Annotated in this window: 1 protein-coding gene; it reads right to left on the minus strand. The window is 37.7% G+C overall.

From position 1 onward, the window contains the following. On the minus strand, nt 1-591 hold a 591-nt coding region (gene mvaD / locus AB840_RS15620; protein ID WP_048515723.1), incomplete at both ends, for a diphosphomevalonate decarboxylase.

A 591-nucleotide genomic window follows, 5' to 3' on the forward strand; every position in this document is an offset into this window, starting at 1 on the left:
TGCATACGTAGACCATTGGCCTCTATCACTTCACCTAATTGTTGAAAGTCTTTAGCTTCAATTGCTTGTTTAGCCTCTTTAATGTCTTCATCGACATGATCTAACCAATATTGATAAAAACGTGACGTATCACGTGTCAATGACATCCCAGATCGACTTGATACTTTTTTCGATTGATTATTAATGACCACAAATATCATTGAAAGTTCATCTTCCCAGTGATCTGCATCTATAGGATGTGCATAAGATGTTTCATCATCATGACCTTTTTCCCATTCCGCAAATCCACCAAAAATACTGCGTGAAGCTGAGCCAGAACCACGTCGTGCTAAACGTGATAAATCTTTATCTGATAGATTAAGTTGTAACGCTTCATTACATGCAGTCGCTAATGCTGCATAAGCACTTGCAGATGACGCTAGACCAGCTGCTGTTGGTACAAAGTTTTGGCTATCAATTCGTGCATGTAAATCTGTACCTGCGATTTCTCTAACAATATCCATATATGATTGAATCTTTTTAGTTTCTTTCTCATTGGCTACTTTACCATTTAAAATCAATTGATCAGCAGGGTAATCGCTATCGAATGTG

Source organism: Megasphaera cerevisiae DSM 20462 (genome assembly GCF_001045675.1).
Taxonomy (GTDB): Bacteria; Bacillota; Negativicutes; order Veillonellales; family Megasphaeraceae; genus Megasphaera; species Megasphaera cerevisiae.